Below are 24,073 nucleotides of genomic sequence, written 5' to 3'. Positions count from 1 at the left end.
TCACAGTTGTGCGAGGGCCTTTGCGATCCTCTTCTCCGACACCGGGTGGGCCGTTCCCAGCGAGTTCGCGTAGAGGCTGACGCGCAGCTCCTCGAGCATGATGATCACGTCCCGCCACTCACTGGGCACCGAGACGACAACCTTCGACCAGTCTGCCTTGGACAGTTCGGGGAATCTGTTGCCGACCTTCTTCATCACGGAGTCGGCGCTGCCGCTGACGCGGTCCATGAGCTGCTTGTCGCGCATCGGCGAGTTCTGCATTCCGTCGATGCGGACCACCTCTGCCTGCACCCACCTCGGCAGGTCGCGAACCATCTGCCCGGACATCGCGGCAACCGACGCACCCGTGACTCGCGATCCGCGCCATGCCTGCACATCGGCGAGGTTGGACAGGATCGCCAGGGACGAGGCCTTCGACACACGCCGGTCGAGTTCGGTCGTGGACCGCAGCGCCTTCATCAGGTGAGGCAGCAGGTTCGAGCACATGTCGGTCAGCGATGCCTGCATGGTGGTTTCGAGCCGTCCGAACTCCTCCGCATCTGACACCCAGGCGGTCTCTGCTGGTCCCGATTCGTTCTCGACGACAGTGCGGATGCCGGCTCGAATGAGTGCGTGGAGCATTTCGTCCGAGGACTTCTGGTGGCCGGCGAGGACGAGTTTCTCATCGGTCGTCAGTCCGTCTCGCAGGTATTTCAGTGACTCGTTCGTGCGCAGGCTCAGCAAGGTGATCAGTCCCTCGCGCGAGGCCAGGCGCGCCTGGGCAGCTGTATCGAAGGCAATGAGGTCGACACTGCTGCCACGGTCGGCCAGGCCCGGTACAGCACCGACTTCTGTCTCGTCTGGGTCAGTCAGAGCGCCGAACGACCATGAGGTCAGCCCGGTCTTGGCATTGAACGCGACCTGCTTCGCCCGAGCCTTGCGCACCTGGGGCTTCGCCGTCGCCGTCAATTTGTTCAGGTCCTCGCCGATACCGACTGTGATGGTCCCGTCGACGACGCGGAAGCGGATCCTCAGGTGCGGTGGAATGCGGTCGCGGTCGAAGTCCTCGGCGGTCACGGTGATGGGCACCAGGTCATTCAGACCTCCCCCGCCTGCGCGTTCGCTCAGCTGAGCAGCGAGCACCTCGGGCAGAGCCCCGCGATAGGGGGTGAGGACAGGCAGGATGTCGCGGGCGACGTCCGGTGCGGGCACGAAGTAGCGGCGCTTGTTCTTCGGCAGCGACCGAATGTAGGCCGCGACGAGTTCCTCCCGCAGTCCCGGGACCTGCCAAGAGAATTCGTCGGAATCCACGAGGGGCACGGCGGCTGCAGGCAGCTCGACGGTCACCCCGTCCTCGGTGCTGCCTGGTTCGAAGGAGTATCGCAGCTTCGCCATCGAACCGTCGACCAGTTCCCATTCCATCGGGAAGTCGTCGGCCACCGAGGCGGTCAGTTCCTCACTGTCATCGCTGAGCAGGATCGACGTGGTCAGATCCAGCAGATGCGAGTCGCGACGCTTCTGCTTCTTCCACCAGGAGCGGAAGTCTGCCGCCGAGGTGGTCGTGGCCGGAATCCGCTCATCGTAGAACTCGAAGAGGGCATCGTCCTGATCCAGGACCCGGCGGTTGCGTGTGCGTGAGGCCAGCGCCTCTGCCTCATCGATGATCGTCGCGTTGTGGTCGAGGAATCCGAAGCGTTCGTGCCAGTCACCTTCGATGAGGCCCTTGCGGATGAACATGTCACGCGCGGCCTCCCGGTCGAAGGTGCCGAATCCGACGCGTCTGTCGGAGACGAGGGTGACTCCGTAGAGTGAGATCTTCTCGTAGACCATCGAGCCGCCGGCCTTCTTCGACCAGTGCGGGTCCGAATACTGTCTGGTCACCAGGTCACCGGCCGCTTCGACGACCCACTCGGGTTCGATCGCTGAGACGGTGCGTGCCCATAATCTGGAGGTTTCGACCAGTTCGGCGGCCATGACGAAGTCGGGCTTCTTCTTGAACAGACCCGAACCGGGGAAGATTGCGAAGCGGGTGCCGCGGGCCCCCTGATAGTCCTTGTTGCGCTCGGACCTGGAGCCGATCATCGACAGCAGCCCGGTCAGCAGCGCACGATGAATGGCCGCGGCATGCGGGTCGAGCCGCGCACTGGCAGCACTCTGTCCGGAGTCTTTCGCGTCGTCGTGTCCGCCGTTCTTCTTCGCGCTGCGCTTCTGCGCACTGAGTTCGGCGAATCCGACCTTGCCGTTGGCGCTCTTCGCTCCTGTCGCCGCTGCGGCAGCCTTCGACGCGGACCCAGGGCCCGCCTCGGCGAGGGCATTCGACCCAGAAGACGAGCCGGACGACGGCGCATTCTCGGCACCAGACGCGTCGACAGGGCGCCATACGGATTTGTTGACGCGGATACCGGCGGATCCGAGCAGAGAGCGCAGCTGGCCGACGAGGTCCTGCCATTCGCGGATGCGCACGAAGTTGAGGAATTCGGCCTTGCACTGGCGACGGAACTTCGAACTCGTCAGCGCCGATTGCTGGTCGTCCAGGTAGTTCCACAGGTTGAGGTAGGAGAGGAAGTCACTGCCCGGGTGGGTGAAGCGGGCGTGCTTCTCGTCGGCGGCAGCTCGCACCTCGGTGGGACGTTCGCGGGAGTCCTGAATGGACAGCGCGGCCACGATGATGGTGACTTCTCCCCCGCATCCCGCCTCGGCGCCGGCAATGACCATGCGCGCCAGTCTCGGGTCGATCGGGAGCAGCGACAGCTGCCGGCCGGTGGGGGTGACCGTGATCGTTCCGGCCTTATCGCTGGTCAGGGCACCCAATTCGGAGAGCATGGTGCGTCCGTCACGGACGGTCTTGGCTTCCGGTGGGGTGAGGAACGGGAACTCGAGGATCTCCTTGTCACTCGACGCGAACCCGAGATCGGCCATCTGCAGGATGACGCTGGCCAGGTTCGTGCGCAGGATCTCCGGGTCGGTGAACTCGGGTCGCGAGTCGAAGTCGGCTTCCGAATACAGGCGAATGCAGATGCCGTCGCTGGTACGGCCTGAGCGGCCCTTGCGCTGGTTCGCGCTCGCCTGGGAGATGCGTTCGATCGGCAGACGTTGGACGCGGGTGCGGTTGGAGTACCGGGAGATGCGGGCGGTGCCGACGTCGATGACGTATTTGATGCCGGGCACGGTCAGGGACGTTTCGGCGACGTTCGTGGCCAGCACAAGGCGTGGCCTGGAGTGCGGTTTGAAGACCTTCTGCTGTTCACCGGCGGAGAGTCGGGCGAACAGCGGCACGACCTCCCAGTTGCTCAGGCGTGGCCGTTTGCGCAGGTGGGCCTCGAGAGCATCGGCAGTGTCGCGGATCTCGCGCTCGCCGGAGAGGAAGACGAGGATGTCGCCGGGATCTTCGGCGCTGAGTTCGTCGAAGGCTGCGATGATGCCTTCGGTCTGTTCCTCCGGCCCTGTTTCGTAGCTGCCTGACTCCCCCGGTCCATCGACCTCGTCATCTTCCTCGTCGTCGACCAGCGGACGGTAGCGCACCTCGACCGGATAGGTTCGGCCCGCGACCTCGATGATCGGTGCGTCGTCGAAGTGCGCGGCGAAGGACTGCGGATCAATCGTCGCCGAGGTGATGATGACCTTGAGCTCGGGCCGTTTCCCCATCACTTCTTTGAGGTAGCCGAGCAGGAAATCGATGTTGAGACTGCGTTCGTGAGCCTCGTCGATGATGATGACTTCGTAGTCACGCAGCAGTTTGTCGCGAGAGAGCTCCGAGAGCAGGATGCCGTCGGTCATGACCTTGACCCGGGTCGAATCCGCGACCTGCGCGGTGAAGCGAACTTGGTAGCCGATGGTCCCGCCGAGGTCCTCGCCGAGCTCGTCGGCGATGCGCTCGGCCACTGTCCTGGCAGCGATTCGCCGAGGCTGCGTATGCCCGATCAGTCCGTTGACTCCCAGCCCCAACTCGAGGCAGATCTTGGGCAGCTGGGTGGTCTTGCCCGATCCCGTCTCACCCGCGACGATGACGACCTGGTTATTGCGGATGGCCGCGGCGATCTCGTCCTTCGCCGCGGAGACCGGCAGGTTGGCTGGGTAGGTGACATCGACCGACTGTGACCGACGGGCAGCGCTCAGCCGTGCCCGGCGCTCCCGGTGACCGGCACCGGTGTTCTTGCGCCGCTGATTATTCCGCCGAGGTTGCCGTTTCGGCGACGACGAGTCCTTGCGCGGTGAATGTGTACCGGCGCGAGGTGACGTCGGTTCCGCACGCGGGGTGGAGTCCCCCTTGCCTGGAGTCGAGTTGCCCGGGCCTGGGGTCGAGGATGCTGAGTTCTCATGTGCCATTTCAGTCCCAGCTTATCGCCTGCCCCGCCGAGGCAGGCACCTCCCGTGCGTGTACGCATCCAGCCCCACGTGCGAGGACCCGCCCGGCAGCGGTGCGTGAAGGTGCTCAGGTGTTATGCGCCAACGACCGCAGCTTGGCGAGGTAGGCCTCCCAATCCTGGCCCTCCGGCATGTTCGGACTGCGCGGGTTGAGTCCGACCTGCCCGTCGATGCTCTCGCGAACGATGTCGACTTGTCCTATATGCCGCGCGAGGTCCACGAGGACGTGGACCATGATCTGCTGCAGAGACACCGCAGCCTTCTGAGCCGACCAATGTGGAACTGTGCCCTGCGCCGCGAGTGCGTGGGTGTCGATCGTCTCGTCTGCAAAGACCCACACTCGTCTGTAGAACTCGAGGACGGAGTCCGCCGTTTCGCTCTCCGTGGCATACCAGTCGGCCTGCGGGTCGGCGTCGAACTGCTCATCGGTGATGATCTCTTCGGGATTCGGCCAGGGCCTGCCGAAGGTGTCGCCGAAGTACCCGATCTCCACGTTGGCCATATGTTTGACGACGCCTGCGAGGTTGAAGCCCGTGGCGGTATGCGGCATCCGCAGTTCCCGCTCGCCGAGCCCGTCCAGCTTCCACATCAGATCGTTGCGGCATGCCTGCAGGTGGTTCTTCAGGATCGTCTTCATCGCATCGTCGCGGGCCATGGATCAAGTCTGCCGCACCGGCGGGAAGAAGAACAGAGTCTTCCCGACGGTGCGGCAGGCGACATCTCATCCGCCCCAGAGCGGAGCCAGGCTCGAGTAGAGCTGCTGAACGCCGAGGATGATGAAGAGCAGCGCTGTGATGGCCAGAGCGATATTGGTGTGCAGCTTGTTGGCCCACTTCTTCGGGATCTTCTTTCCATTGAGGAGACCGAGCAGTGTGATCGCCAAGAACGGCATGAACAGCGATCCGAGCACACCGTAGGCCAGGATCAGACCGATCGGCTTGCCCAGCAGGAAGAGCAGCATGGGCGGGAAGGTCAGCCACAACACGTAGAACTTGAAGTACTTGCCGCCGGTCAGCGTGTCAGGGTGACCAGCGGGCTTCTTGCGCATGTGCCCCCAGAAGTCGGCGAACATGAGCGAGACACCGTTCCACACTCCGATGATCGAGGAGAAGGATGCGGCCCAGAAGCCGACGAGGAAGCCGGTTCCGACCACATCGCCGTATTTGGCTTTGAGGACATCTGCGAGTTCGATCAGACCCTTGTCATCGGCAGAGATGGAGACTCCGGCTGCGCGTACGACCTCGGCTCCGACAATGAGCATGGCGATGACGAAGATCCCTGTCAGCACGTAGGCCATGGAGTTGTCGATGCGCATCACACGCATCCATTTGGGTGTGTGCCAGCCCTTCTCACGCAGCCAGTAGCCGTAGGCAGCCAGGGTGATTGTGCCGCCGACACCGCCGGCCAGTGCCAAGGTGTAGATGACGCCGCCTTCCGGAATCAGCGGGATCAGGCCGGTGAGCATTTCCGGAATGTTGGGAACGGCGATGATGGCCAGGCCCACAACGGTGACGAACATGATTCCGACGAGGGCTGCGGTGATCTTCTCGAAGACGGAGTACCGCCCGAACCAGACCATGGCGAAACCGGCCAGGCCCATGACGATCGCCCACACGGTGAGGTTGACTCCCGGAAACAGTGCGGCCAGAGGGAGAGCGGCAGAACTCATCGCGGTGGCTCCGTAGACGAAACCCCAGATGATGATGTAAGGCCCGAAGTACCAGGTCGTCCACCGCCCCAGAGACGTCCAACCTTCGAAGATCGTCTTCCCCGTGGCCAGAGTGAATCGACCTGCGCCCTCGACGAGGACGATCTTGAGGATCACACCGACGATCACGGCCCACATCAGTCCGTAGCCGAACTGGCTGCCGGCCACAAGGGTCGCCACCATGTCGGCGGCACCGACACCGGTCGCGGCCACGACCAGGCCGGGACCGATCACCTTCCATTTGGCTGGCCCCTCGGCCTCGGGCACACCCGTGCCTGCACCGGGGTCTGCCGCACCGGGGTCTGCCGGGTCGCCGGGACCGGATGGCTGCGGCCTGTTTTCACTGTCAGTCATGTAGCGTCTTCACCTTCGTCATCGGCTGCACCGCCCGCACCACTGACATCGAACTCACCGTCGCGCCCACATCGCACTACCGGCGACTCCGCGTCTGGAAGCGAACTTCAGCGGAAATCGTCGTACCTTGACATGGTATTCGACCACAGCAGTTATCCTCGATACGTGACCCACGACGACTCACGCAGCAGGATCGCCCGACGGATGTTTCCCGACGGCGACGATCCCGATCCGCGTTTCACCCTCGCCAACGAACGCACATTCCTGTCATGGATCCGCACGGCGCTGGCATTCATCGGCGGTGGCATTGCCGTCGAGGCTTTCACCTCGGAGATCTTCACCTCCGGCTTGCGTGCGACTCTGTCGATCGTGCTCATGGTCATCGGATTCATCCTCGCCGCAGGTGCGGCATTCAGATGGCACCGCATCGAATCGGCCATGCGACACAAGACGTCGCTGCCGCTGCCTCTCATCATTCCCATCGTCAGCCTGGCCACAGCATTGGGTGCCGGCCTCCTCGTTCTGGTCTTCGCCGGAGTCCTATGACCACGCCGCGCCCCAGACGGCCCCAGCCACATGCCGATCCGGGACTGCAACCCGAGCGCACGACCCAGTCCTGGCTGCGCACCAGCCTGACGATGACCGTTGTCAGCCTCCTGTTCATCCGCTGGATCAACGTGTTCGAAGGACTGTCCGTCGTGATCTTCGTCGTCTGCATCGCATTGGCGATCGCCGCGATCGCCCTGCAGGTCAGGCGCTACCGCCTCGGAGCGGGGTCCATTCGCGCCGAACGGGGGCGTCCGACCCCCTGGGCGGTCCTCTTCCTCACGAGCTCGGTCTGCCTCATCGCCGTCCTCGGAATCGCCTCGGTCATCAAGATCTCCCTCGATTGACGTTCCTCGCTGTGAGACCGCCGTCCGGTTCCCGTCTGGCGTTGCCTAAACTGGACGACATGAAGGACGCACGTGAAGTTTCGACCGCCCCACTTGTCGCCGCAGGTCTCATCGGCGGATTCCTGACCGCCCGCGAGACCGGGATCCGTCCCCTCGGCGGAGTCGTGCTCGCAGCCGCCGGTGCCTACGCGGCCCGCACCTGGTTCACCAAGGCGGGCTGGCCCGTCGGCACGGCACTGACCTTGGGCTACCTCGGCGGGTTCGGAGCTTCTCATCCCCTGGCGAAGAAGATCGGTGCCTGGCCCGCTGTGTTCAGCGTCGCCGCCGTGACTGCGACAGCCGCCTATGCAGCCGTCGACTCAGCCACTACAGACTGACCCCACTACAGACTGACCCCACCACCGACTGACCCACCACCACTGTCTGCCTCGGCCGAAGCCGACTGATCCGGAAAGCGAGGACCACCGGTAGCCCATGCTGGCTGTTTTCGAAGGCTTCGCCGTCATCGCAGGTGTCATCCTGGTCGGATTCGTGCTGGGGCGATCCGACGTCCTCGGGCCCAACGGTCAGCAGGTCATCGCGAAGCTCGTCTTCTATGCCGGCACCCCCGCCCTGCTCTACGTCACCGTTGCCGACACCGATCTGGGGCTGATCTTCAACACAGCACTCCTGGCCACGGGCGGGTCCGCCGTGATCGTGGGCGTGCTGCTGTTCGTCCTCACCCGATACATCCGCAAACGCAGCACCGGCGAGGCGATGTTCTCCGCCTGGGCTGTCAGCTACGTCAACATCGGCAATCTCGGAATCCCGATTGCGGCCTACGTCCTCCACGACATCGGATATGTCGCGCCTGTGCTGCTGTTCCAGCTGCTCATCCTCGCACCCATCGGCATGGCCGTTCTCGACGCCGCGGGGACGAAGAAGCTCGATCAGCGCTGGTACTCCGGCGTGCTCCAGATCCTCCGGAACCCCATTGTCCTCGGTGCTGCCGCCGGTGTGGCCGCCTCGGCGACGGGTTTCGAACTTCCGCGCTTCATCTTCGAACCCATCGATATGATCGGCGCCACCGCAGTCCCGGGAGCCCTGCTGGCGTTCGGCATCTCACTCAAGGACGGTTGGGGGCTGCCTGCTCCCGGATCCAGGAAGCAGCTGACGTACATCACGATCGCCAAGCAGGTCATCCAGCCTGCCCTGGCCTGGGTCATCGGCGGTCCCCTGCTGGGATACTCCGGCATCGCTCTGTTCGCCATCGTCGTCACTTCGGCATTGCCGACGGCGCAGAACGTCTACATCTACTCCATGCAGTACCGACAGTCCGAGGCGCTCATGCGTGATGCGGTCTTCATCACCACCGTGCTGGCAGTGCCGACACTCGTCATCATCGCTGCTCTGCTGGGCTGACTGCCCAGCCCCACTGGGTTGACCGACCGGCCCTACCGGGTTGACCGCCAGGCCCTACTGAGTTGACCGACCGGCCCACTGGGCTGCCCATCTGGGCGGGCTGCGGGGCAGAATTCGGGACGGCGGGCCACCTCGGCGCACCCGTTCGCCTAGGTGATCTGGGGGTCTGTGGCGTGTCGGAGCCTGCTTGCCCACCCGGGTCACTGACAATGGGAACGTGGCTGGAGACGAGAAGAACGAGACCGAAGACCTCCTGAGCAGGCGGATGAGTTCAGGATCCAGTAGTGCTGCCGAAAAGCAGACGGATCCTCCGCTGGAGGCCGCGAACGATCCTTCGACCGACACCGAGGCGTTCGACCCGATCCGGGAGCCGATCGCCAAGGACGAGCCCAGACCCTCAACCGGACCCGTCCGCGTCGCGCCCGCTCACTCTTCGCATCCCCCCGAGACCGCCCGGACCCGCGAAGTTCCTGCCAACGCTCGCACTGCTGTGATGAGCGAAGCCGACTGGGCCGCCGTGACTCACGCCGCGACGTCCACCGAGGTTCATGACCCTGAGGTACCCGAACGCCGCCGCAGCGTCCTCGATGTCATCGGCACCATCTGGATCACACTGGCCATACCGTTCATCCTCCTGGCCCTGGCCGTGCGCTTCGTCGCCTCCGGACTGTTCATCAAGTTCGAGTACTTCCGACCCGGATTCCCGGCCGACCAATTCGGCTTCGGCAGCGCCGACCGCGAACACTACGCCACCTACGTCATCGACTACCTGGCGAACCTCGACTCTCGGCGTTACCTCGCCGATGTGATCATGCCCAATGGCGAGCCCATCTTCATCTCCGAAGAGCTCAATCACATGGCCGACGTCAAGGACCTCATCTCACTGCTGTACCTGATTGCGATGATCGGCCTCATCGGCGCGGTCCTCTTCGGCCTCTACATGTCACGCAGGCACGGTATGGGAATCCACGTCGGGCTGCGTCTGGGCGCCATCATCAGCATCATCGCCATGGCCGCCGCGGCAGTGCTGGCATTCCTCGGGTGGGACACCTTCTTCCGCGGATTCCACAAGATCTTCTTCTCCGACGGGACCTGGGAGTTCTACAGCGACGATTCCCTCATCCGACTCTTCCCGCCCCAGTTCTGGGTCGACGCGGGGATTGCCGGAGGCGGACTCTTCGTCCTCTTGGCCATCGTCCTCTTCTGGCTCAGCTTTGCCGGCCACAAGAAACGCCGTGCGCTGAAGAAGGCCCGGCGAGAAGCCTGAGCACAGCGGGTTCAGTCCCGCTTGCGCACAGCGGGATCAGGCCCGCTCCACAATTCCGGCCGGGTGGTCTTTCCCCTTCCACCCGGCCGAATTCTCCGTCCTGCGACTGTCGGTCCGCCCTGCGTCTGTCCGTCCGCCCTGCGTCTGTCCGTCCGCTCTGGGACGTCATATCGAGAATAGACGCGGATGGATGCCGCCTTGGCGGCACATGCCAGTTCCCGCCGATCGCAGGTCACGGCCTTGATGGAACGCTGCAGCATGACTAGCGTCGAAGATACGGCTCGTGATGTCCCTCCCGTGGACACCCGGTCGATGATCGAACGACTAGATCGCTTCGAACAACGAGAGGAGCAGAGGACCATGAGTGACGAGAAGAAGAACCTGCCAGACGGCGCCCCCAGCATGGATGAGCCCACCGAGCAGGAGGTGACTGACTTCAATGTCGGAGTCGACTCCGACGCTGAAGCGGAGGGCAGCTCGGAGACACCCGAGGACAAGCTCGAGCGCATTGCCACCGAGCACGACGTAGCGATCGACACGGATCCGGAGGAGGTCCAGGCTGAAGCAGAGCGCTCGCTGGATAAGGACTCAACAGAAGACGAAGACCGCGATGTCCGCGGCGGGGACACGAAGGAGGAAGAGGACCCGGCGTGGGAACCACCGGACTGAGAAAGCCCTTCCCAAACAGTCGGTTTCAGGTCGGACAGCAGTAATTGGCGCGCCGGCGATCGGGTTTCACTCGACGGTGGTTATGCTCAGTCGTCGACGGCGTCGCGTCCGCGGCGGACGATGATCGGGTCGGGTTCGTAGACGATTGAGGTGTCCTTGTCCTCGTAGTCGAACTGGTTGAGGAAGTAGCGCAGCGCGTTGAGTCGTGCCCGCTTCTTGTCATTGCTCTTGATGGTGATCCACGGAGCATGATCGGTGTCTGTGCGGCGGAACATCTCTTCCTTCGCCGCGGTGTAGTCGTTCCAGCGATCCAGGGACTCGAGGTCCATGGGAGACAGCTTCCACTGTCTCACCGGGTCGATCTGGCGAATCGCGAAACGCGTCCGCTGCTCACGCTGGGTCACCGAGAACCAGAACTTCGTGACGTGGATGCCCGAATCGATGAGCATCTTCTCGAACACCGGTGCCTGCTCCATGAACGTCTCATACTCGTAGTCCGTACAGAAGTTCATGACCCGCTCCACGTTGGCCCGGTTGTACCAGGACCGGTCGAACATGACGATCTCACCGTTGGTGGGCAGGTGGCTGATATAGCGCTGGAGATACCACTGCCCCGCTTCCTTGTCCGAGGGCTTATTCAGGGCCACCACGCGTGCCGCGCGCGGATTGAGATGCTCGGTGAAGCGCTTGATCGTCCCACCCTTGCCGGCAGCGTCACGGCCTTCGAAGACGATGACATGCTTACGGTCGGTGTCTTGCCCCCAGTACTGGAATTTCAGCAGCTCCACCTGCAGCCGATACTTCTCGAGCTCGTATTCCTCCCGGTCCATGAGCTCCGGGTACGGGTAGCCCTCACGCCAGGTCTCGACCGCACGCCCCATCGGATCGATGAGATGCGGGTCAGTGGTGTGTGAGTCCTCGACCTGATAGCCCTCGATTCGAAGCTTGTCGATGTATTCGCGCAGATTCTCATTGAGCAGGTTGTTCACGGGCGCTCCTTCACATCGACAGCAACAGTCTTCGTCAGCGGCTTGGCCTCGTCATCTCGCGGTCGTCACCAGTCTCCAGGCACAGTACTGAGCAAAGATGAACATCAGGTTATCCGATCGATGTCCTGCTTTGGAATGATCCCCAGACTGAGGAGGGGCGCTGCCGCGACGATGGCGAAGGACAGCGGGTAGCCGAAAACGGTGATCAGCGCTCCGAATCCCGGACCCAAGATCGCGGACACGACGAACTGCCCGGTGTTCTGAGCGCCCATGGCCTTACCCGACCATTGCGGGCCGGCAGCCTCGGCGACCGAGGCAAAGGCCAGCCCGTTGTCGGCCACCGAGACCGTGGACGCCAGAATGAACACCACTGTCGCCACGGCGGGCATCGGTGTGAGTGAGATCAACGCGATCGCTGCCACGAGAACAACGGCTGCGATGGCCACGATCCGCATCAGTCCGACCCTGGACCCGAGCCGATCGGAGAGGCCGCCGACGATCATGCGCCCGATCGCTCCCACGATCTGAGAGGCCGCGACGATGCCGCCGGCGATGCCGACGCTGATGTGCTGGTTCGCGATGAGCCAGATGAGGCCATAGGTGGAGAACGCGAACTGTGGGATCACCAGCAGCGCGGAGACGGCGTGGATTCGCCACAGGAACGAATCCATCCGGTATGGATTACTCGTCGAGGTGGGCGTTTCCACCTCTCCCGTCGCCGAGGTGGGTCCTGGCCGGGCATCATTGGTGGACGTGGGTACGGGGGTGGGTGCCACCTCGGCGCGGGGAGGATCCCGGACGAGCCCGAAGCAGATCACGGCCATGACACCGGTGACGATGACGATGAACCACAGGTACCCGGTGAACCCGCTGGATGAGGCGATGGGTGGGACACTCAGAGCAGCCACACTGGTGCCCAGCGGCTGCGACATCTGCCTGATGCCCATGGCCAGACCACGCCGATGACGGGGAAACCACCCCATGACCACACGTCCGCTGGCAGAGTTCACGGACGCAGCGGCCGCTCCGGAGGCCGCGATGATGACGACCATCCACACCGGTGAGCCGACCACAGCGACGGCCAGGCCCGAGGCCAGAGCAGTCAGGGCGATGCCCAGCGTCATGGCCAATCGTTCGCCGAACCTGTCGGCGAAGGCACCCCAGGCGATGAGGGTGAGGATGAGGCCGAAGCTCGGCGCCGCGGCCACGGTGCCGGCCTGAGTCAGCGTGTAGCCAAGGTCAGTGTGCATATACGGAATCAGGAAGGCCGGACCGGTGATCGCGACAGTGGCCGCCATCTGGGACAGCACTCCGATGACGAGGATCACCCAGGCCTGTCTGTTGGGCGGATTCTCTGTCATGAGTTTGAGACTAGCCGTCTCACATTCTATTCGTCGTTGTGTCTCAGATCGCGGCTGACGCCACGCTGCCGTGTCTCGGATCGCGGCAGTCCCCGGTACCCTATAAAGTGAGTGCTGGCGCCGCACCTGCAGTGTCAGCGCAACGGGCCGAAAGCCCGCATATCCCCCTATAGCCCAATCGGCAGAGGCAGTCGACTTAAAATCGATCAAGTGTGGGTTCGAGTCCCACTGGGGGGACCAATGAAACAGCCCTCACCTGCAACAATGCAAAGTAAGAGGATGACTCAGATCTGGTGGGGAGTCGAGCTCCCCACGCTTACCCATCTTTTTCGTTTTGATTCTGGCCGAATTGGTTCAAGATCGAGGACATGTCCGGCGCTGCCGACGCCTTCGCCACATAGTGCTTCGACCTGACCGCCGTGCCCGAGTGGCCGAGGACCGCCGCTGCCGCCTCGAGGGTCGCCTCGGCATCAATGAGAGTCGCCACTGATTTGCGGAACACGTGAGGCGAAAACCCTCGCTGACCTTCGATCGCATTAAGCGCGTCACGCAAGGTGCGCCGATAGTTGTTCGGCCACTTCCACGTCCCAGCGCCGGAGGGGAAGATCGCGTTCGTCTCGGTCGGGATCACCTCGACACTTCGGCGCAGCAGCACCTCGACCGCGAACGTCGGCAGAGTGAGAATGCGGAATCCGCTCGAGGTCTTCGTATGCGTCTGCCTGAACAACCCCTTCTTCTTGAGGTAGACCAGTTTGGCGGAGACGGTCACTGTCGGATGTTCACCGAGGTCCACATCATCCCAGCGGAGCGCGAGGACCTCGCTGATCCTCAGCCCGGTTCCGAGCATCATGTCGACCACATCGAGCAGTTCACTCCCCCGCCGCGGTCCGCGATAGTCGGTGCCGTCCTGCCACTTGCGGAGCCCTTCACGGAGTGTTGCGACCTCGTCGACCGTGAGAGCCTGGACGGACTGCTTCCTGTTGGCCGGCAGGCGCACGTCGCGCACCGGGTTCGACCGGATCGCATCGTGGCGCACAGCGAGCTTGAACATGCCGTTGAGCGCGGTTCTCGTGGTCTTCGCCAGCCCCGGAGTGGATAGCGCCAGGTTTCGCAGGAAGCGGTCGACGCGGGAGACGGTGACCTCCATGAGCATGTACTCCCCCAGAGCCGGGAGAATGTGATTCTCGAGGCTATCCGAGTAGCGTTCGATCGTTTGCTCACTGCAATTGTTCGTCAGGTCGGGGTCTGTCTTCCAGATCGTCGACAGCGTCGCTACGGTCGTGTTGCCTGTAATCGAGTCGCCGGCACCGCCGGAGCCTTTGCGTGGGGGACGGGAGTCCCGTATCTGGGCCGGACCGTAGACTGCGGAGAGCAACCGGACGAATCTGATTCGACCGGAAGGACCTCCCGTCATGGCCATCGCCGCACCGCCCCTTGAGCGCCTCTTCACTTTGCGTCAGCTGCAGACCGCTGGCTATCAGGACCGCATGACGCTGCTCCGCAGAATCCAAAACGATGAGATCCCTGCTGTAAAGGTTGGCAATACCTTCAAGATTCGCGAACGCCACCTCGGACTGATCGCCGAGACCCTGTCAGGCCCGGAGGTCGAATCCCCCGTCGCCCCTGTCGCCTCGGTAGACGAGCTCAGCGAACTAGTGAAAGCTCTCGTCGACACCTTTCCGGCACTCGACGCAGATCGCAAACGCGAGCTCGGTCAGTTACTGGCCCCTTCGGTCGCCTGACATAAAAGAAGCGCCCCGGTGGAACCGAGGCGCTTCTCAAAGTAATCCACCTGTATGCAGCAGGTGACTTAATCGACTCATGTACGAGTACAAATAAAGGTATTTCAATTATGGCATATCGCCCCACCCAGATCAACCCTGATGCGCCCTCTGACGAAGTCGATGCGACCGATGCATTGACCCAGGTCCTCGAGTACTTCACCTCAAGTGAGCCGGTCTCACCGAACCACCGACTGCAGGACACCCAGACCCGCAGGAGAGAACGAATTGACACCGCCACTTATGGTGATGCTATGACAACATCTGTACTTCCCTGGTTACCTGATCGGCATCTGGGCGTGGTAGCAACGCTGGCCCACGCCGACGAACTCATTGCCCAGATCAGCGAATTGGTATTCGATTACGTAACGCGCAGTGGCGATGTATTCACTATCCGTGAAGAGCCGAATGGGATCGTGAGCAATGCGGTAGTTGAACAAATCGCGCCGATGCCCAGAAGCCTTCCGTTGCTCGCAGCTGATGCAATGGTCGATCTGCGAACGGCCATCGAACACACCCTGTTCGCTGAAGTCCGGTTTCTGAATGGCGGAACCCTGAGCGACGACCAGGCGCGGACCATAGAAATGCCAGCCCGAAATACGCACGACGATTTCGCCAAGTGGGCGAAAAAACTTGCGAAAAGCAAGCAAACTCCCTCCGCGATAGCCCAAGGAAGCGAACTGTTTCGTCGGATAGAGGGCCTTCAACCTTTACACCGAGCCATCAGGCCGGATCTTCATCCATTGGCTCTCCTCGCCTTGCATACGAACCATGCCAAACACCGCACACCCGCGGACGTTGCCGTACGGCTGGCAGCAATTGTCGATGAGAACCACCCGCCGCGCTCATTGAACGATTTCAAATCGGGTCCAGAGGCTCCGGTTCGGGTTGGAGACGTGATTGCACAAACTCCACTGGGCGAAAGAGTCTCCGTCTCCCTTTTCCCCGCCATCGGAATCAACCGCCCAGGCACCGAAGACTGGCCGTTTCTGATGGATGAGCTCGACCAAATTTCCAGATGGGTCAGAGAACAAGCAATTCCTCGCTTGATCACCGGCGGAGACCCTCCTCCGGAAAAGATTCCTGCCGGCTACGAGATCAAGCGCGGTCACGATGACGAACGCGAGGCAATAGGACTGGGGACATCCGTGACTGCAAACGAGAAGGCCAGCAGACGATTCGGTGCAGAAAGCGCACGCCCAAGTTTGGTCGATCTGCTTTTACCGACATCTTCGAATCTAACGCGCGAAACTCTCACTGCATGGGTTGATCAACTTGATGACGATGCTGTGACCGAGCGAGTTGAGAGGCTCAAAGGGTTCGTTACGGATTCCGCCTCAATGTTCGAGAACCACAAGGTAGTAGCGGACCTTCGTGATGAAGCTCTTCAATTTGCGAGTAAGTGTCGTGGGTGAACTTCCAAAAGAAGATTAAGGACGTCAGAATTGCAGTTCAACGCATACGTTCAGCCAGCTGGTCGAAGAACTCAGTCAGCATCTTGCCCGCACTCATTTTCGTCAACTCAGCTCCGCCGAATCGATAAACTTCGTAGCCGGCCAGCCTGAGTCGGCGGTCCTCGGCGACCATCTCGCTATAGAGCCTAGGGCTCGCAGTGTCGCCATCCGCGTAGTGCTGCTTCCCGTCGACTTCGAGCACGACGCGGTGACTGCTGGAAAACAGGATGAGGAAGTCCATCCGCTGCCGCACCAACGGGCTGCTGTTCTGCCCAGCCGTTCGACGAGCCAGCTGGGTGGCCGGATCGAAGTGCAGGTAGACCTGCGGGATCAGCGCCGGGATGTCGAACGTCTTGTCCTTGTACCGCGCTGCGTATGTGTCGAAGACCACCTGCTCGACCTTGTTCTTGTCCAGGGAGTCCCGCAGGCGATTGTGAAGATCCAAGCCGACTTCCCGTGGTGACACCTCGTCGGCGTAACCCTGCCGAACACGCCACCACTCGATGAGCTTGCTGTACGTCAGGCCATCGGCCGGGATCGGCTGGTCGAAGACCAGACAGAACTCCCCGTTGCGGACGATCTCGATGTCGTTGTTGACGGCATCACGGAGCACCAGCTCGGGCTTGGGCCCGTTCGCAGCGAAGATCAGGTTCTTGGCCGGCGTGCCGACCCCTCCCCCGCGGTCGTACTCAGCAAGCAGCGCAGTCAGATCGTCCAGAAGCACGCCGGTGACATCGAGCTCGGTGACCATGCGGCGCGCGAGGGCCACCAGACGGGGTAGTTCCCAGCCTGCGGTGTACCCCTTGATGACGTCGCGCTTGTATTCCTCGTCCCCTGGCTTGCGATCAGGTATTGACCATGGCAGCTGAAGCTCCTCGGCCAGCACAGTTTCGAGATCGCGTCGTGTATAGGTGTGGATGAACGCTTCTGCGATCGCGTTGCGGAAGGAACGTGACGTCGCCTTCACTATCCGGCTTCTCGTGCTAAATCTTGTCGAGCCGCAACGAACTCGTCTTCAGAGATCAAATTTTTCGCATACAGATTCAATAGCCGGCGAAACTGCTCGGAGTTATCCTGCGGAGCCGTGGCTGAGTGCTTCGATGACTCTTCCTGCAGAGCGGGTCCCGCATCACCTAATTCCTGCGATTGCCGACTAACTTTGAGGCTCGCCTCGTTAATGGTGTTCACCATTGCGGCGATTTTTGCATCCGTCGCTCCGTCTTCCGTTGACCACGTACGCGTGAACGAAAAATCGGGACCTTCAACATTCACCTGAAACTGACGCATATCCACCTGTGAATGAATACGTGTGGTGCCGACGACAGAATTAGTCGTGCGAGTGTGCATCAGATGATTGCCAGAGACAGAATAGCTCGCACGCACACTCTCAAGCGATCCCCCTCGACTTGACGGGCTAAAAGGCTGCCCAGTCCAAATCTCTCGTGGATAGATGAGAAAGGCAATAGCTACTGGTACGACCCGAATCTCAATAGGCTCGCCGCCCTTGGTCTCTGCAGTCCGACGGCTCAGGTCCGACTCCACCGCCTGCCGATTGCGACTCTTCTTGAGATCAACGAACAACTCCGGATACCTCAGTTCGCACGTCTTTCTAAAAACCTGCATTGCCTCGAGTGAGGCTGTCGACTGGTCGAAACCATCAAGATCGAATGTATGCGGAAATGCGTCGACGGGTTGGCCATCGGGCCAACTGAGAATCTCACCTTTAGGTACAAGCTGTATGTATGAAATCCCGAAATTGGAGATGAACAAACGTATAGCTTCGAGGTCAGAAATCTGATAGCTCACTGATCGGTCTTTGACGTAAATAGTTCCATTCAACCAGACGACGAGCTCTTTGCCCCTTTTTGTACGAACTGAGATCTCGTCGGAATTACCCACGCCAAGAGAATCGTCAAAACTGATGCCACGACGACGAGCAAGGTCCTTCAAGATTCCTGACGCGGCTAGGAACTCTTTATTGTCAAAAATTTCCACGGCATCTGGGTCGTCGAACGACGAATACTTCGGCCCATCGTCCACGGGTGCGCCTTGACGCACAAAACGCACATAGCTTGATGACCAAAATTTGTTGACCACGATTGCGCGAACTTGAGCTACTTCGTTCAATGCCCAGCTGTGCGAGATTTGTCCCTTGCGAACAAGGAGAATCGAGGTCTCGGCATCGTCGACTTCAAGAACTGTTTTCCGATTGATACGGGCGAGTATTTGACCCACTGCGTGCTCCATCTCCAGACGGTACTCGGCCGGACGAATGGTGCGACAGAGCGGACCACAGTCACGATCTCGACTACGGCTGATCCTATTTTAAAGGTTCCACGAGGGCTTCTCCTCCTCAACCAAGCAATGCAAGATTCCAATCCAGAGTCAGATCGGGAACAGCAAACAGGATCCATCGGTATAGCTCGCCCGGCAGTTATCGGGCTCTGCAAGCTGCCCTAGCAGCTGACCGGCTTGTTCACCTGACGCAGCGACTGAGTCTATTTACTCAGATAGAGCTCGGGCCGAACCACTTCGTCAACTTATCAACACAAGCATTCTTCTCGGTCGGTAAGGTGAGGAACGACAGATCGCCGGTGCTGGTCTGCCAAGGGCTGTCACGCTCGTCGTCTGGCACCTCGTCATCGATGGCCGGGTACGCCAGCGCCGCGAGCGTTGCCCCAAAAGTCGAGGAATACGCGTGAAGCTGGTAAAGATCTTCCCGGTCGACACCTCGCTGACCCCCGAGTCTTTTGTACTTGGCATCGAGCACAGCAGCAATTGAACCTCTCCCTACTAGAACATCTGGGTAGAGCTTGCCCATTGTTCGTCGGGGATCGACCGTCGAGCGCGCCAGATAACCCGACGTCTGCGTGGTTGTGCCATGACGCACAGGCTGCTCGGTCGCCAGCCCAGCGCAATGCAACACGAACAGCTCCCACAGCTCGGCGACGTCGATCAGCACGCCGTGCGTTGACTCGTCGTGAGCCGCAACGCCGAGGGGATCCTTGTTCAAAATCCGCCACGACAGCTCTGCTGCCCGACGCCACTTGATCGTGATCGGGCTGTACCGAGCCCTCTGGATTTCGTGCAAGCTTGGCTTAGGCGGCCGCGGCCCTGTAGCTGCCCGCAACACCGCTAGCTGCTCGTCGAGTCGGGGCCCACGCCAGCGGGCTCCCACAAGGTGCTGATCGAAGTAACGATCTGCGAGGACTACTGCCCTGGCCGGGGCGTTGTCATAGGTGCGCGCCACCCGCGTGGAGACGAGGTCACGGTGCCCGGATGCCCGTCGACGGGCGGTAGCTCCCACGTCGAGACGCCCATTCACCGCCAGTCCATTCGAACTAACCTTCTGCCCTGTTCGCGGCAACGCATGCTGTCCCGCTGTGAGCGTCGATGCTCGCCACAGGGCGGCTAACAGCTGCGTCACCGCGCTGGTCGTACCCGTTGACTGCTCGGCGGTCCGCGGCAGAACCTGGACGTTCAGGACGGTACTGATCCACGACGTGATCGTATATTTGCAATAACAAGATCCCCATCGCACTCAACCCAAACAAATGCCAGCGCAAACAGCAGTATTTTGCGTCTAATAGTTTTCTGCGGAACGCAGACTCAGACACCGGCTCCAAAGGCAGACAGTTGCCACGTGTTCAGGCCAGCCAAACCGTTGGATATGTCAGAGCTAGGCCCAGCCTCGCAGCTCAGACCCTTTCTCCTTCGACCTGCCGTGATGGCAGGACAAGCGAGAATATCAACGCGAGAGCAGTGAATACTGCGGCAACGATAAGAGCATTTCGATAGCCGCTCGCATCTGTACTGCCGGCGATGACCGCCGACATGATGCCAATCCCCACTGACGCCCCAAAGTTGAACGCAGCGGAGTTCATGCCAGGCAAGATGCCTGGATGCGATGCAGGAGCATAGATGATCCCGAGCCCGTTGAGCGCGCATGATGCCGCTGCCGAGTACGTCGCACCCATGAAGAAGACGACGCATCCGAGCATGACCGCGTTGGACACACCAAAGACCATGAGGACCGTAAGCAAGAGGCTGCCAAGAAGACCGACCCTGAGGACGAGGCGATAGCCTACTTTGGGTGCTAGAGCTCCGAATACCGGCGCGGTGCCCCAGCCAAGGATTGAATACGGCATGAGGAAGAACAGCGCCGATACAGTCGAGCTCAGACCAAATCCCGACTCTGTGTCCTGAGTCAGTGCAGGTACGACGAACACGAGGACAGAGAAGCTCGAGGCCAAGGTGAAGAACGTGGTCAGCAAGAGGCCCCAGACCCCTCGGTCGGAGAGCGCTTCGATGGGCAGGAGCGGATTCGAGATCCGTCCTTCGCCGATGCGGAACGCGATGAGCGCAATCACTGCGACGCCGAAACTGACCCAGGTCTTCATATCGGACCAACCGCCAGGCAGGAAAGCCGAGGTAAGTCCGATGTTGATGGCGACGAGCGTGAGAGTGAGGGTGCCGATCCCCCACCAGTCCATGCGTGCGCCCGACATTTCCTTGACCTCCGGCGTCCATCGGGCGAGCATGATCACCGCAATGATCTCGAGGATGAGGGTGAGTCCGAAGATTCCACGGAAGCCGACAGCATCTGCGATGAGCCCTCCGAGCAGTGTGTCGATTCCGCCGACGCCGGCGTTGATCGCAGTGATGATGCCGACGTATCGCCCGAACCTCGTCGTGTCGACGACTTTGCGCAGGATGAGGAACGACAGCGCGAAGGTGGCACCGCATGCCCCTTGCATGGCCCGTCCGACCATCAGCATGGGGACGTTGACCGCCAGCGCGGCGACGAGGCTGCCGAGCGTGAGGATCGACGTCGACAGGAGCAACGCGCGCTTGCGCCCGATGATGTCGCTAAGCGGCGGCCAGAATAGTCCGGCTATTGCGGTTACGAAGGAGAATACAGTGGCCGAGAGGCCGATCGTGGCAATGTCGGTGTTGAGCTCGTCTGCCATGGTGCCGATGGCCGGAGCCAGCATCGTCGCGTTGAGCTGGAAGCTGGCGACGGCGACGACGAGCGCGGTGAGCACGAGCTGAGGACGAACTTCTTGACGATCTATGATCCTCGTCGCATTCATAGGAGACCCGCGATCTCGCGGTACGGTGAGGTCGGTGCAGACAGCAACTTGCAGATGAGGTCGAAGAAGCCTTCGCTGTCGACAGACTCGACTACCTGGGCGTTGGGTTCGAGATCGTGCACTCCCCACGACATCGCCGAATATCCGCGAGTGAGGTCGGAACTGGCTTCAACCTGGACGTTGTAGTCAGAAACAGAGGTGATGAGCTCGGGATGGAGCAAAACGGCGGCCGACAACGAATCCGGATGCGTAGTGCCGAAGATGCCGACGGATTCATCGAAATCGAGGGTGGCTGCGCACACCTTGGTGAAGAAGCGGGCCAGCGGCGTCCCGATCTTTGCAATCTGCGCCAGCTTGTCGGCACCGAACACTGCGTCGTTGAGCGTCAGCGGTGCCCATGGAACCACCGTGATCTTCATACCGGAGCCGAAGACCGTGACTGCGGCTTCCGGGTCGACGAAGAAGTTGAATTCAGCAGCGGCTGTGATGTTGCCCCTGCCGTTGTTCGATCCGCCCATGATCGTCAGAGATCGCACGTTTTCTGCGAACGTCGAGTCTTTGACGATGGCCATGGCGATGTTCGTCAGCGGCCCGATGGCAACTACGTCGATCTCGCCCGGATTCTCCGACACGAGCCTGACGAGGGCGTCGACGCCGTGTTCGCTCTCAGGCGCAAGACCGGCCAGATCCATGTGCATCCCACCGGCACCGTCACCGTGCACGTTCTCGGCCGAGATCCATTCTCTGGTCAGCGGCCGTTCGCAGCCGAGGTGGACGGGCACATCTCCTAGGCGATCCGCTGCGCTCAACGTCATGAAGGCGTTGTGGACCTGGCGGGCGAAGCCGACGTTTCCGGCGACCATCGTGATCGCCTCAAGCGTGGAATCCGGATCCAGGAGACCCACCAGCAGGGCGATGCAGTCGTCCTGGGCGGTGTCCGTGTCGATGATGATTCGTCTAGTCATAGCGGGCAGTCCTTTCTCGGCGTCGTCGACGAGAAGTCGGCGTCAGTAGCTGGTGGTGGTATCGGATTCGGAATCAGTGACGATCTCGATGCCCGCGCTCGTACCGACGCACGCGGCTCCGGCCTCGAGCAGCTCGATTGCCTGCGCCCGCCCCTTGATTCCGCCGGAAGCCTTGACCTGGACACCCTCTGGGCAGCGTTCCGCCAGGTAGCGGATGTTGGCCGGCGAAGCGGTCTCGATGGACCCGGAACTGGCGTTCTTGAGAAAGGAGACGCCGGCTTCCAGGCTGAGATCAACCGCGGCCTTCTTCTCGTCCTCGCTGAGCAGGGGCAGCTCGAGCATGACCTTGATCGGCACACCGGCAGCCTTGACGACTCCTGCGATGTCGTCTCGGAATGCGTCGTAGTCGCCGCTCTTGAGCCAACCGATCTGGACTCCTGTGTCGATCTGATTTGCACCGAGGCGGACCAGTTCAGCTGCCTCGGCTACCTTGCCAGCGCTCGATGTCACACCGACGGTCGGGAAGTCGAGCGCTGTGGCCACCGGGATCCCGGTGCCGGCCAGAACCTCGGACACAGTTTTGACCCAGGAACCCGGCACCATGGCAGCACCGAATCCGAATTCAACAGTTTCCTTGGCATGGGCAATGATCTCGTCTCGGGTGATTCCGACAGAGATCTTTGTGTGCTGGATGAAGGGTGCAAGCTCGCGTGAACTGAGAGCGGTGAAGTCAGGACGTGCCATGGTGTATCTGCTTTCTATCGATGTGATTAGTCGTAAGGGAATCAAAGATGAGCGTCGGAAGCTGTGGACTCACCGACAGGCGGCCACAGCCGATCTGAGAGATCGGAGCGGTAAGGTAGCGCAGGTATTACTTCGTCGTGCGCGACGACATGCGCGCCCACTGCTGCCGCGCGGCCGGCGGCAGTGTGCAGATCCTCTCCTTCGACGAGCGAGACGGCCAGCGCCGCGGTGAACGAGTCCCCTGCACCAGTGGTATCAACGAGTCGCGTCGGCGGCACCGGAGGTATGCGGCTGGCCCCATGAGAGTCGACGACGACGCTGCCGTCGCCACCGAGGGTGAGCACGACACGTGCACCCGTGCGCCCATGAATGGTTGTCGCCAACTGTTCCGGTGAGCTGTTCGCATCCGCTGGTGTTTCGCCGCCGAGATCTGGCCTGGAGTCGTCATCGATCGACACCGAGTCGGCGTGGCCTCGAAGGAGCGTCGTCGCTTCTGTGAGGTTCGGGGTGATGACGTCAACGTGAGCAAAGACCTCGGAAGGAACGGGACAGGCCGGAGCCGGGTTGAGGATTGTCAGGACTCCCGCTGCATGCCCGATCCGCAGAGCTTCGCACGCCGTCGGCATCGGAATCTCGAGGCAGACGACGAGAGCGTCGGCAGCCTCGATGGTCTCAGCGTGCGACCGGACGTCTTCAGGCGAAAAGTGATCCAGCGCGCCAGGGGCGATGACGATGCGGTTCTCCGCATCGTCATCCACCATGATGATGCCAGTCATCGTGGCCTCACCTGGAACCGTGAGAACACCGGAAGCGTCGATACCCTCGTTCTGCCACAGATCATGAGCAGCACTTGCAGGCGCGTCGTCCCCGACTGTGGTCAAGAGTGAAACGTCAGCTCCAAGCCGACGTGCCGCGACGGCCTGGTTCGATCCTTTGCCGCCGTGCCCTGAACTCAGTCTGCCTCCCGTCAGGGTTTCGCCTAGCTCAGGGAAATGACTCGTGCGCATGGTGAGGCCAACGCCGTAGCTGCCGACAACCGCGATTCTCATC

General features: G+C 61.5%; 21 protein-coding genes and 1 tRNA gene. 9 read left to right on the top strand and 13 right to left on the bottom strand.

The features are described from left to right. The 3 genes from hrpA to JFC13_RS00390 form a co-directional block, all read right to left on the bottom strand. Complete coding sequence (hrpA, locus tag JFC13_RS00400; RefSeq protein ID WP_269769965.1) at positions 1-4,305, bottom strand: ATP-dependent RNA helicase HrpA; 4,305 nt, start codon at positions 4,303-4,305, stop codon at positions 1-3. A 106-nt stretch (positions 4,306-4,411) separates the two neighbouring features. Beyond that, positions 4,412-4,999 carry a DinB family protein gene (locus tag JFC13_RS00395; protein WP_198395149.1) on the bottom strand — a complete coding sequence of 196 codons (588 nt, stop codon included), beginning with the start codon at positions 4,997-4,999 and terminating at the stop codon, positions 4,412-4,414. 66 nt (positions 5,000-5,065) lie between these two features. Next, positions 5,066-6,406, bottom strand: a complete 1,341-nt coding sequence (locus tag JFC13_RS00390; protein WP_198395148.1) for an Nramp family divalent metal transporter — start codon at positions 6,404-6,406, stop codon at positions 5,066-5,068. 132 nt (positions 6,407-6,538) lie between these two features. On the opposite strand from JFC13_RS00390, the gene JFC13_RS00385 reads away from it, so the two are divergent. The 6 genes from JFC13_RS00385 (at position 6,539) to JFC13_RS00360 (ending at position 10,636) form a co-directional block, all read left to right on the top strand. Next, the gene (locus JFC13_RS00385; protein WP_198395147.1) at positions 6,539-6,952 is read left to right on the top strand and encodes a YidH family protein; all 414 of its coding nucleotides are present in this window, start codon (positions 6,539-6,541) and stop codon (positions 6,950-6,952) included. Further along, complete coding sequence (locus JFC13_RS00380; protein ID WP_198395146.1) at positions 6,949-7,299, top strand: DUF202 domain-containing protein; 351 nt, start codon at positions 6,949-6,951, stop codon at positions 7,297-7,299. The genes JFC13_RS00385 and JFC13_RS00380 overlap by 4 nt, the downstream gene beginning before the upstream one ends. Before the next feature lie 59 nt (positions 7,300-7,358). Beyond that, positions 7,359-7,676 carry a hypothetical protein gene (locus JFC13_RS00375; protein ID WP_198395145.1) on the top strand — a complete coding sequence of 106 codons (318 nt, stop codon included), beginning with the start codon at positions 7,359-7,361 and terminating at the stop codon, positions 7,674-7,676. 97 nt (positions 7,677-7,773) lie between these two features. Continuing rightward, on the top strand, positions 7,774-8,700 hold the full coding sequence (locus JFC13_RS00370; RefSeq protein ID WP_198395144.1) for an AEC family transporter: 927 nt from the start codon (positions 7,774-7,776) through the stop codon (positions 8,698-8,700). A 217-nt stretch (positions 8,701-8,917) separates the two neighbouring features. After that, positions 8,918-9,967: a TIGR01906 family membrane protein gene (locus JFC13_RS00365; RefSeq protein ID WP_332839293.1), complete on the top strand. Its 1,050-nt coding sequence runs from the start codon at positions 8,918-8,920 to the stop codon at positions 9,965-9,967. 360 nt (positions 9,968-10,327) lie between these two features. Next, positions 10,328-10,636 (top strand): hypothetical protein, encoded by a 309-nt coding sequence (locus JFC13_RS00360; RefSeq protein WP_198395143.1) that lies wholly within the window; start codon positions 10,328-10,330, stop codon positions 10,634-10,636. 86 nt (positions 10,637-10,722) lie between these two features. Here the strand turns inward: JFC13_RS00360 and ppk2 are convergent, their stop codons facing one another. Both ppk2 and JFC13_RS00350 read right to left on the bottom strand, forming a co-directional pair. Beyond that, on the bottom strand, positions 10,723-11,625 hold the full coding sequence (gene ppk2 / locus JFC13_RS00355; protein WP_198395142.1) for a polyphosphate kinase 2: 903 nt from the start codon (positions 11,623-11,625) through the stop codon (positions 10,723-10,725). Positions 11,626-11,729: 104 nt separating this feature from the next. Then, positions 11,730-12,986 carry an MFS transporter gene (locus JFC13_RS00350; protein ID WP_198395141.1) on the bottom strand — a complete coding sequence of 419 codons (1,257 nt, stop codon included), beginning with the start codon at positions 12,984-12,986 and terminating at the stop codon, positions 11,730-11,732. A 163-nt stretch (positions 12,987-13,149) separates the two neighbouring features. Between JFC13_RS00350 and JFC13_RS00345 the strand changes: the two genes are divergently transcribed. Then, positions 13,150-13,226, top strand: a tRNA-Leu gene (locus JFC13_RS00345). 76 nt (positions 13,227-13,302) lie between these two features. Here JFC13_RS00345 and JFC13_RS00340 read toward each other — a convergent pair. Then, positions 13,303-14,361 (bottom strand): tyrosine-type recombinase/integrase, encoded by a 1,059-nt coding sequence (locus tag JFC13_RS00340; RefSeq protein ID WP_198395140.1) that lies wholly within the window; start codon positions 14,359-14,361, stop codon positions 13,303-13,305. A 37-nt stretch (positions 14,362-14,398) separates the two neighbouring features. Between JFC13_RS00340 and JFC13_RS00335 the strand changes: the two genes are divergently transcribed. Both JFC13_RS00335 and JFC13_RS00330 read left to right on the top strand, forming a co-directional pair. Next, positions 14,399-14,728 (top strand): hypothetical protein, encoded by a 330-nt coding sequence (locus JFC13_RS00335; protein ID WP_198395139.1) that lies wholly within the window; start codon positions 14,399-14,401, stop codon positions 14,726-14,728. A 110-nt stretch (positions 14,729-14,838) separates the two neighbouring features. Then, positions 14,839-16,182, top strand: coding sequence for a hypothetical protein (locus tag JFC13_RS00330; RefSeq protein WP_198395138.1), 1,344 nt, complete (start codon positions 14,839-14,841; stop codon positions 16,180-16,182). Between the two features lie 37 nt (positions 16,183-16,219). Here JFC13_RS00330 and JFC13_RS00325 read toward each other — a convergent pair whose 3' ends face one another. The 7 genes from JFC13_RS00325 to JFC13_RS00295 form a co-directional block, all read right to left on the bottom strand. After that, on the bottom strand, positions 16,220-17,188 hold the full coding sequence (locus tag JFC13_RS00325; RefSeq protein ID WP_232488012.1) for a hypothetical protein: 969 nt from the start codon (positions 17,186-17,188) through the stop codon (positions 16,220-16,222). Then, positions 17,188-18,468 carry a hypothetical protein gene (locus JFC13_RS00320; RefSeq protein WP_198395137.1) on the bottom strand — a complete coding sequence of 427 codons (1,281 nt, stop codon included), beginning with the start codon at positions 18,466-18,468 and terminating at the stop codon, positions 17,188-17,190. The genes JFC13_RS00325 and JFC13_RS00320 overlap by 1 nt, the downstream gene beginning before the upstream one ends. A 259-nt stretch (positions 18,469-18,727) precedes the next feature. Beyond that, complete coding sequence (locus tag JFC13_RS00315; RefSeq protein WP_198395136.1) at positions 18,728-19,762, bottom strand: 5-methylcytosine restriction system specificity protein McrC; 1,035 nt, start codon at positions 19,760-19,762, stop codon at positions 18,728-18,730. A gap of 157 nt (positions 19,763-19,919) precedes the next feature. Beyond that, the gene (locus JFC13_RS00310) at positions 19,920-21,266 is read right to left on the bottom strand and encodes an MFS transporter (RefSeq protein ID WP_198395135.1); all 1,347 of its coding nucleotides are present in this window, start codon (positions 21,264-21,266) and stop codon (positions 19,920-19,922) included. A 44-nt stretch (positions 21,267-21,310) separates the two neighbouring features. After that, on the bottom strand, positions 21,311-22,279 hold the full coding sequence (locus tag JFC13_RS00305) for a nucleoside hydrolase (protein ID WP_198395134.1): 969 nt from the start codon (positions 22,277-22,279) through the stop codon (positions 21,311-21,313). Between the two features lie 42 nt (positions 22,280-22,321). After that, positions 22,322-23,023 (bottom strand): deoxyribose-phosphate aldolase, encoded by a 702-nt coding sequence (gene deoC, locus JFC13_RS00300; RefSeq protein WP_198395133.1) that lies wholly within the window; start codon positions 23,021-23,023, stop codon positions 22,322-22,324. A 41-nt stretch (positions 23,024-23,064) separates the two neighbouring features. After that, positions 23,065-24,072: a ribokinase gene (locus JFC13_RS00295; protein ID WP_198395132.1), complete on the bottom strand. Its 1,008-nt coding sequence runs from the start codon at positions 24,070-24,072 to the stop codon at positions 23,065-23,067. Position 24,073 lies beyond the last annotated feature (1 nt).

Origin of the sequence: Brevibacterium antiquum (genome assembly GCF_016107655.1) — a bacterium.
Classification (GTDB): Bacteria; Actinomycetota; Actinomycetes; order Actinomycetales; family Brevibacteriaceae; genus Brevibacterium; species Brevibacterium antiquum.
Note: the sequence above shows the minus strand (reverse complement) of the source record. Positions and strands in the feature narration are given on the sequence as shown.